The following is an 8,500-nucleotide window of genomic DNA, read 5'->3' as shown; positions in this document are numbered from 1 at the left end:
CTCGGCCGGCGCGAGCCAGGCGGCTCCGCAGGCCTGACCGCCGCTCCATCCGGAACGCCGGTCGCCCTCGGGCGGCCGGCGTTCCGCCGTTCCGGGCTGCCCGCCGGGCGGGCGCGCCTAGGGCAGGACCGGGGTGCTGCCTCGGCCCTCCGCGATCAGGCGTGCGACGACCTCCGGCGCGGTGCGCTGCTCGCCGAGCCGGTTCGGCTTGCCGTCGCCGTGGTAGTCGCTCGACCCGGTGATCGCGAGACCGAACTGCGCCGCGAGCTCGCGCAGCCGCGGCAGCGCGGAGGGCTCGTTCTCGGGATGGTCGACCTCGAGGCCGAAGAGCCCGGCCTCGACGAGCTGCGCGAGCCGCCCGGGCGCGACCACCGCGTCGGAGCCTCGCGTGCCGGGGTGCGCGAGCACCGGGACTCCCCCGGCCTCGCGGATGAGCCGGATCCCGGTGATCGGGTCGGGCGCGTAGTGCGGTTCGGCGTAGCCCGAGCGCGGGTGCAGGATGCCGGCGAACGCGGCCGAGCGGTCGGGCGCGTGCCCCCGGGCGACGAGGGCGTCGGCGATGTGCGGCCGGCCGATGGTCGCGCCCTCCGCGGAGTGCGCGAGCACGTCGTCCCAGGTGAGCGGGTAGTCGCGGGAGATGCGGCGCACGATCTGCTCGGCGCGGCTCAGCCGCGACTCGCGGATGCGTCGGGTCTCCGCCACGAGGGCCGGGTGCTCGGGGTCGAACAGATAGCCGAGCATGTGCACGCTGTGGTAGCCCTCGCGCGTGGAGAGTTCCATGCCGGGGATGAGCGCGACCCCGCTCGCGGGGACGGCGGCCGCGGCCTCGGCCCACCCCGCGGTCGAGTCGTGGTCGGTGAGGGCGATGGCCTGCAGCCCGGCCTCAGCCGCCTCGAAGAGGAGCTGCGCGGGCGCGCCCGTGCCGTCGGACACCGTCGAGTGCACGTGCAGATCGGCTTCGAGGGCGACGGCGGGGGCTTCGGCCATCCCTCCATGCTATGCCCGCGGGACGCGGCTCCCGGCCGCGTGGGGGCCGGCGAGGCATCCCTCCTCCTCCACAGCTCCGCCTCAGCCGACTCCCAGCGATCGCACGGCGGATGCCCCGGCGTCGCCGCGGGCCGCCGCCTAGGTTGGAGGGATGCTGCTCCGTCTGCTCGGCTGGCTCGTCGTGCTCGCCTCCGCCGTCATCGGCGCCGTGCTCGTCTGGCCGCAGGGCGTCGGCCTGCAGGACCAGTGGGTCGCCGCGCACGTGGTCGCCCTGCGGGGCGCGGGCGTCCTCGTCGGCGTCGTCGCGGCCGTCGTATTCGCGCTCCTCGCCCTCGGCCGCCGCGTCCGCCCCTTCGCCGTCGCCATGCTGACGGTGGGTCTGCTCTTCGCGGGCGGCAACGCGGCGGTGCTCGCGGTGCGCGGGATCGGCGGTTCGGATGCCTCGTCGGCCGACGCGGTCACGGTGCTGGCGTGGAACACGCTCGGCGAAGAGCCCGACGCCGCGGTCGTCGCCGAGCTCGCGCTCGAGCGCGGCGCCGACATCGTCGTGCTGCCCGAGACCACCGAGCCGTTCGGCGAAGAGGTCGCGCTCGCGATGCGCGAGGGCGGCCGCCCGATGTGGGTGCACTGGCAAGCCTTCGACGACATCGCGAAGGCCCGATCGACGACGCTGCTCGTCTCGAGCGAGCTCGGCGAGTACACGGTCGTCAGCCCCGACTGGCCCGGGCCGCCCGACAACACCAACACGGTGCCCTCGCTCGTCGCGGTGCCGGTCGACGGCGACGGCCCGCGGATCGTCGCCGTGCACGCCGTCGCCCCGGTGCGCTGGGAGCTGCGCAACTGGCGCAGCGACCTCGGCTGGATCGCCGAGCAGTGCGCCGGCGACAACGTGATCATGGCGGGCGACTTCAACGCCACGGTCGACCACTTCGCGGGGCTCGGCAGCGAGGGCGGCGACCTCGGCCGCTGCGCCGACGCCGCGAACGCCGCGGGGGCCGCAGGGGTCGGCACCTGGCCGACCGACGTGCCCGCGCTGCTCGGCAGTCCCATCGACCACGTGCTGGCGACGCCGGACTGGACGGTCGAGTCCTTCCAGGTCGTCGACTCGCTCGACGCCTCCGGCAGCGACCACCGGCCCGTCGTGGCCTCCCTCGTCCGCGCCGGCGACTGAGCCCGCCGTCGTCTCAGCGCGGCCCTCCTCCGGCAGGGCTGCTCCCGGCCGCCATCCACCTTCCTGGTGCGAGAATGGGGGCATGGCCACGAGCGATACTTCGACGACGACCGCGCCCGAGGGCGCGAGCGAGCACAGCGACGAGCAGAGCGGACGCAACGCGAACCGTTCGACGACCCCCGGTTCCGAGGGCTTCAAGGACTTCATCGGCAGCGGCTGGGCCGAGCGCGACGAGGCGCTCCCCGCTGCACGCCGCCAGGCGCCGTACGCGGCCGAGCGCCGCGCAGCGATCTCGGCCCAGTTCCCGGGTCAGCGCCTGGTGGTGCCGGCGGGCGACATGAAGCAGCGGGCGAACGACACCGACTACCCGTTCCGCGCCCACTCGGCGTTCGCGCACCTCACCGGCTGGGGCTCCGACAGTGAGCCCGGCGCCGTGCTCGTGCTCGAGCCGAACAGCGTCGGCGGGCACGACGCCACCGTCTACTTCCGCGAGCGCGCCGGCCGCGACTCCGAGGAGTTCTACGCGAACCCGGCGATCGGCGAGTTCTGGATCGGCGCCCGTCCCTCGGTCGCGCACGTCGCCGCCGAGCTCGCGATCGCGGCCGCCGACCTCTCCGGCTTCGACGCGGTCGTCGACGCCACCGACACGGCGACCCTGATCGTCCGCGAGGCCGACCCCGCGGTCACCGAGCGCATCGATCACGCACGCATCCGCTTCGCCGCCGAGCGCGCGCTCAGCGAGAACGCGCAGGACGCCCCCTTCTCGCTCGAGGTCGGCGGCGAGCACGAGCCCGACGCCGAATTTGCGCGCGCCCTGAGCGAGCTGCGGCTCACGAAGGACGAGTACGAGCTCGCGGAGCTCCGCGCCGCCGTCGACGCCACCCAGCGCGGCTTCACCGAGGTGCTGCAGGAACTCCCCCGCATCACGAGCGAGGTGCGCGGCGAGCGCGTCATCGAGGGCGTCTTCGCCACCCGCGCCCGCCTCGAGGGCAACGACGTCGGCTACGGCTCGATCGCCGCGGCCGGCCCGCACGCGACGATCCTGCACTGGACCCGCAATGACGGCCCCGTCGTCCCCGGCGATCTCGTGCTGCTCGACGCCGGCGTCGAGATGGACAGCTACTACACCGCCGACATCACCCGCACCTTCCCGGTGAACGGCGAGTTCAGCGCTGTGCAGCGCCAGGTCTACGAGGCGGTGCTCGAGGCCGCCGACGCCGCCTTCGCGATCGTGCGCCCCGGCATCGTCTTCCGCGAGGTGCACGCGGCCGCCATGGCCGTCATCGCCCGCAAGACCGCCGAGTGGGGGTTCCTGCCCGTGTCGGCCGAGGAGTCGCTGCAGCCCGAGAACCAGTTCCACCGCCGCTACATGGTGCACGGCACGAGCCACCACCTCGGACTCGACGTGCACGACTGCGCGCAGGCACGACGCGAGCTCTACCTCGACGGCGAGCTGCAGGAGGGCATGGTGTTCACCATCGAGCCCGGCCTCTACTTCCAGCCCGACGACCTGACGGTGCCCGAGGAGTTCCGCGGCATCGGCGTTCGCATCGAGGACGACATCGTCGTCACCGCCGACGGCGCGGTGAACTTGTCCGCCGCGATCCCCCGCACGGCCGCCGAGGTCGAGGCCTGGGTCCGGGGCGCGCGCGGCTGAGGCGCTGCGCCACCAGCCACGACGGAACGGCGCGGACCGGCGATGCCGGCTCCGCGCCGTTCCCGCTCACGCGCGCGCTGCTCGGCGCGCCCGCCACCACGCCCAGAAGCTCGCCAGCCGACGCTTGAGCCACGCGGCGATGCGCTGCGCCCACGCGAACTCCGTGCCGAGCACGGCGAGGCCGAGGAACACGATCAGCCAACCCGGGCCCGGGAGCGGGACGAGCACCAGGCCGCCGAGCACGCCGACGCCGATCCGATAGCCGCGCAACAGCCAGGGTCTGCGGCCGATCGCACTGCGGAGCGCGCGGAGCATCCGCCTGAGCGGCCGGTCGGGCCGCTCGCCCGCGGCGATCTCGACCTCGAGCGCACGTTCGGTCACCATGCGCGACACGATATATCGCGTTTCTGGAGGTTTCCGGCGAAACTCAACGCGATGCCCGATTCAGGGTCGCTCGGAACTCCCGCTCAGTCGCGCGGGCGCTCGGTGTCGGAGTTCGGCGGCTCGACCGTGGAGTCGGCGGGCGCGGATGCCTCGGCCGCCGCAGCCTCGCGCGCAGCCTGCTCAGCTGCGGCACGCTGCTCCGCCGCCCGGGCCGCCGCCTCGCGAGCCTTCGCGCGCCGCTCGGCGTCCAGTGCTTCGCCGTAGGTCAGCGGGCGCCCCTCCTCACCAGAGCCCTCGGCCGGGGCCCCGGGAGCCGCCGGTCCGGCAGTCGCCGTCGGCGCATCCACGACGGGCGTGGCGCTCGCATTCGATCGGGCGGCGTCGTCGCGCGACGACCAGCCGGTCGACCAGCCGCCGCCGGTCTGCGTCGCGGCGGGCGGCGCGTCGACGCCGAGCACATTGCGTGCGCGGTCGACGTGCTGCGGTTCGGCGATGATCGCGTACCTGGTGGCGAGCACCTGCATGACCGAGGTGAAGTCCCGCCGTCGGCGGTTGATCGAGTACGAGACGAGTCCGAAGACCATGCCGAAGCCGGCTCCGATGAGCACCGCGGCGCCCAGGATGCCGAGCGTCGGCCCGCTCGGCGCGAAGATGAAGAACAGCAGGCCCAGGAAGAGGCCGAACCACGCGCCGGACAGCGCACCGCCGCCCGCGACGCGCCCCCAGGTGAGCTTGCCGGTGATGCGCTCGACGCTCGTGAGGTCGGTGCCGACGATCGCGAGCTCCTTCACCGGGAACTCGGCCTTCGCGAGCCGGTCGACGGCGGCCTGCGCCTCGGCGTAGGTCTCGTAGCTCGCGACCGTCTCACCCTTGGGCAGGGTCGGGAACGCTTGGGCCAGGCGGCCGCCGAACGGCGAAGAGCTGCTCATGGCGCCATTGTCCCACGCGCACCTCGGCTGAGCCGGAGAATCGTGCCCGGAACGGACGCGCCAGGAGCGAACACGACCGGCTGGTCCGCTGAGCTTGTCGAAGCGCTTGGTCCGCTGAGCTTGTCGAAGCGGAAGCCCCTTCGACGAGCTCGGGGAACCACCCCACCCATCGACGAGCTCGGGGAACCACCCCACCCCTCGACGAACTCGGGGAACCACCCCACCCCTCGACGAACTCGGGGAACCACCCCACCCCTCGATGAGCTCGGAGCGCCGGGGCTCCGACGGGCTCCGCGTTCAGGACCGGGGACTAGGTTGGTATCCGTGAGCGCCACGAGAGTCTTCGTCGCCCGACTTGCCGGGTGCGCCGTCTTCGACCCCGCCGGCGATCGGGTCGGCCGCGTGCGCGATGTCCTCGTCGTCTACCGCAAATCGGACCCGCCCCGGGTCGTCGGGCTCATCGTCGAGGTGCCGGGCAAGCGCCGCGTCTTCCTCTCCATCGGCCGCGTCACCTCCATCGGCGGCGGCCAGGTCATCACGACCGGGCTCATCAACCTCCGCCGCTTCGAGCAGCGCGGCGGTGAGGTGCGCGTCATCGCCGAGATGCTGGGCCGCAAGGTCGCCTTCAACGACGGCAGCGGGCAGGCCACCATCGAGGACGTCGCGATCGAGGAGCGCGAGCCCGGCGAGTGGGAGGTCGACCAGCTCTTCGTGCGTCGGCCGAAGGCGAGCGCCTCGCCGTTCGCGAAGGGGCAGTCCGCCTACGTCACCTGGCGCGAGGTGCGCGAGGCGAACGCGCCGGGAGAGGCGCAGTCCGCCGAGCAGCTCATCGCGACGTACTCCGAGCTGAAGCCCGCCGACCTCGCCAACACCCTGCTCGACCTGCCGCCCCAGCGCCGCCAGGAGGTCGCCGAGGAGCTCCCCGACGAGCGCCTCGCCGACGTGCTCGAGGAGATGCCCGAGTCGGAGCAGGTCACGATCCTCGCGGGCCTCGGCGACGACCGCGCCGCCGACGTGCTCGACCGCATGCAGCCCGACGACGCCGCCGACCTCATCGCCCAGCTGCCCGAGGAGCGCGGCGAGCACCTGCTCGAACTCATGGAGCCCGAGGAGGCGGAGGACGTGCGTCTCCTGCTCTCCTACGGCCCCGACACCGCCGGCGGTCTGATGACCACGGAGCCCATCATCGTCTCGGCCGACGCGACCGTCGCAGAGGGGCTCGCGCTCATCCGCCGGCACGACCTGCCGCCCGCGCTCGGCGCCGCGGTCTGCGTCACGCTGCCGCCGTACGAGGCGCCGACCGGGCGCTTCCTCGGCATCGTGCACTTCCAGCGGATGCTCCGCTACCCGCCGCACGAGCGACTGGGCTCGCTCATCGACCAGGGCCTCGAGCCGGTGCGTGCCGACACCTCGGCCGCGGAGGTCAGCCGCATCCTCGCAAGCTACGACCTCGTCTCGGTGCCGGTCGTCGACGAGAAGCATCGACTCGTCGGGGTGGTGACCATCGATGACGTGCTCGACTACCTGCTTCCGGACGACTGGCGAAGTCACCCCGAGGAGGACGAACTCACTCGCCGGGCGACCGCCCGCGCGCAGCTGACCACGGGGAGCATCCCCATCCCGCAGGGAAGGAGGGCAGGCGATGGCACGCGCTGACGACGACCGGCGATTCGACACCCCGAAGGGCATGCTGCGATCGTCGCCCTTCCGCCTCTCGGGCGACCGCGACCGATTCGGCCGCTTCACCGAGTGGGTGGCGCGGGCGATGGGCACGCCCTGGTTCCTGCTCGGCCTCACCGTGTTCTGCGTCGCCTGGCTGATGTGGAACAGCTACGCCCCCGAGGAGTGGCGCTTCGACTCGCAGGCGTTCGGCTTCACGGTACTGACGCTCATCCTCTCCCTGCAGGCGAGCTACGCCGCGCCGCTCATCCTGCTCGCGCAGAACCGCCAGGACGACCGCGACCGCGTGCAGATCCAGCAGGACCGTCAGCGCGCCGAGCGCAACCTCGCCGACACCGAGTACCTCGCCCGCGAGGTCGTCGCGCTCCGCCTCGCCGTGAAGGAGCTCGCCTCCAAGGAGTTCATCCGTCAGGAGCTGCGCCAGATCCTCGACGAGCTCGACCGCCGCGACGAGGAGGAGGCGGAGCATGCCGCATCCTGACCCCGACGCGGGCGCCGCGGCGCACACGGGCGCGAGCGGGAGGTCCCCCGCCGAGCTCGAGCGTCGCGTCTCCGCGGCGCTCGGCGGCGTGACCGATCCGGAGATCCGCCGGCCGCTGCCCGAGCTGGACATGATCGAGTCGGTGACGGCCGACGAGTCGGGCCGCGTCCGGGTGGTCGTCCGGCTCACGATCGTCGGCTGCCCGGCATCCGACCGCATCGAGCGCGACGTCCGCACGGCCGCCGAGTCCGTGGCCGGCGCCGGCAACGCCGACGTCGAACTCACCGTGATGACGCCCGCCCAGCGGAACGCCCTCACCGAGCGACTGCGCGCCGGCCGCCCGCGGGGCAACCCCTTCGGGCCGGGCACCCTGACGCGGGTGATCGCGATCACGAGCGGCAAGGGCGGCGTCGGCAAGTCGACGATCACGGCGAACCTCGCCGTCGCGCTCGCCGCGCGCGGTCTCGCGGTGGGCCTCGTCGACGCCGATGTGCACGGCTTCTCGATCCCCGCCCTCCTGGGCCTCGTCGACGCGGAGGGCACCCCGGCCAAGCCGACGCGGGTCGACGAGATGATTCTGCCGCCCGTGGCGCACGGGGTGAAGACCATCTCGATCGGCATGTTCATCGAGCCGACGGAGCCCGGCCAGCGCGCGTCCTCGGTCGCCGTGGCCTGGCGCGGACCGATGCTGCACCGCACGCTCTCGCAGTTCCTCACCGACGTGTACTTCGGTGACCTCGACGTGCTCCTCGTGGATCTTCCGCCGGGGACGGGCGACATCGCCATCTCGCTCGGCCAGCTGCTGCCGAACGCCGAGGTGGTCGTCGTGACGACCCCGCAGCCGGCGGCAGCCGATGTCGCCGAGCGCTCGGGGGTCGTCGCCCGGCAGACCGGTCAGCGGCTCATCGGCGTCGTCGAGAACATGGCCGGCCTCGCCGGACCGGACGGCACCGTGCTCGAGCTGTTCGGCTCCGGCGGCGGCGCCGAGGTCGCCCGGCGGCTCTCAGAGGGGCAGGACGCCCCGGTGCCGCTGCTCGCGAGCGTGCCGTTGTCGGTCGCGCTCCGGGAGGGCGGCGACGCCGGCGATCCGGTCGTGCACGCCGCACCCGACGATCCGGCCGCACGCGCGATCGAACAGCTGGCGGGCGAGCTCGCGGCCCGTCCGCGCAATCTCGCCGGCCGGCGTCTCGACGTCTCGCTCCGCTGAGCCC

General features: G+C 73.5%; 8 protein-coding genes. 5 read left to right on the top strand and 3 right to left on the bottom strand.

What is annotated here, in order from left to right; all coding sequences use genetic code 11:
• Positions 1 to 117: 117 nt before the first annotated feature.
• Positions 118 to 987 carry a PHP domain-containing protein gene (locus IEY71_RS07350; RefSeq protein ID WP_189084585.1) on the bottom strand — a complete coding sequence of 290 codons (870 nt, stop codon included), beginning with the start codon at positions 985 to 987 and terminating at the stop codon, positions 118 to 120.
• Between the two features lie 151 nt (positions 988 to 1,138).
• Between IEY71_RS07350 and IEY71_RS07345 the strand changes: the two genes are divergently transcribed.
• Positions 1,139 to 2,158: an endonuclease/exonuclease/phosphatase family protein gene (locus IEY71_RS07345; protein ID WP_308426126.1), complete on the top strand. Its 1,020-nt coding sequence runs from the start codon at positions 1,139 to 1,141 to the stop codon at positions 2,156 to 2,158.
• Between the two features lie 82 nt (positions 2,159 to 2,240).
• Positions 2,241 to 3,815: an aminopeptidase P family protein gene (locus IEY71_RS07340; protein WP_189084584.1), complete on the top strand. Its 1,575-nt coding sequence runs from the start codon at positions 2,241 to 2,243 to the stop codon at positions 3,813 to 3,815.
• A 66-nt stretch (positions 3,816 to 3,881) separates the two neighbouring features.
• On the opposite strand, the gene IEY71_RS07335 is transcribed toward IEY71_RS07340, so the two are convergent.
• Together IEY71_RS07335 and IEY71_RS07330 are read right to left on the bottom strand one after the other, a co-directional pair.
• On the bottom strand, positions 3,882 to 4,199 hold the full coding sequence (locus tag IEY71_RS07335; protein ID WP_229781567.1) for a PGPGW domain-containing protein: 318 nt from the start codon (positions 4,197 to 4,199) through the stop codon (positions 3,882 to 3,884).
• 83 nt (positions 4,200 to 4,282) lie between these two features.
• Complete coding sequence (locus IEY71_RS07330; protein ID WP_189084583.1) at positions 4,283 to 5,128, bottom strand: YflT domain-containing protein; 846 nt, start codon at positions 5,126 to 5,128, stop codon at positions 4,283 to 4,285.
• A 324-nt stretch (positions 5,129 to 5,452) separates the two neighbouring features.
• Between IEY71_RS07330 and IEY71_RS07325 the strand changes: the two genes are divergently transcribed.
• The 3 genes from IEY71_RS07325 to IEY71_RS07315 are packed head-to-tail and all read left to right on the top strand — an operon-like array spanning position 5,453 to position 8,496.
• A complete protein-coding gene (locus IEY71_RS07325; protein WP_189084582.1) occupies positions 5,453 to 6,784 on the top strand; it encodes a magnesium transporter MgtE N-terminal domain-containing protein in 1,332 nt (443 codons plus the stop codon).
• Positions 6,771 to 7,289: a DUF1003 domain-containing protein gene (locus tag IEY71_RS07320; RefSeq protein ID WP_189084581.1), complete on the top strand. Its 519-nt coding sequence runs from the start codon at positions 6,771 to 6,773 to the stop codon at positions 7,287 to 7,289. Before IEY71_RS07325 ends, IEY71_RS07320 begins: the two co-directional genes overlap by 14 nt.
• Complete coding sequence (locus IEY71_RS07315) at positions 7,276 to 8,496, top strand: Mrp/NBP35 family ATP-binding protein (protein WP_189084580.1); 1,221 nt, start codon at positions 7,276 to 7,278, stop codon at positions 8,494 to 8,496. Before IEY71_RS07320 ends, IEY71_RS07315 begins: the two co-directional genes overlap by 14 nt.
• Positions 8,497 to 8,500: the final 4 nt, after the last annotated feature.

Source organism: Agromyces mediolanus, from assembly GCF_014648575.1.
Taxonomy (GTDB): domain Bacteria; phylum Actinomycetota; class Actinomycetes; order Actinomycetales; family Microbacteriaceae; genus Agromyces; species Agromyces mediolanus.
Note: the sequence above shows the minus strand (reverse complement) of the source record. Positions and strands in the feature narration are given on the sequence as shown.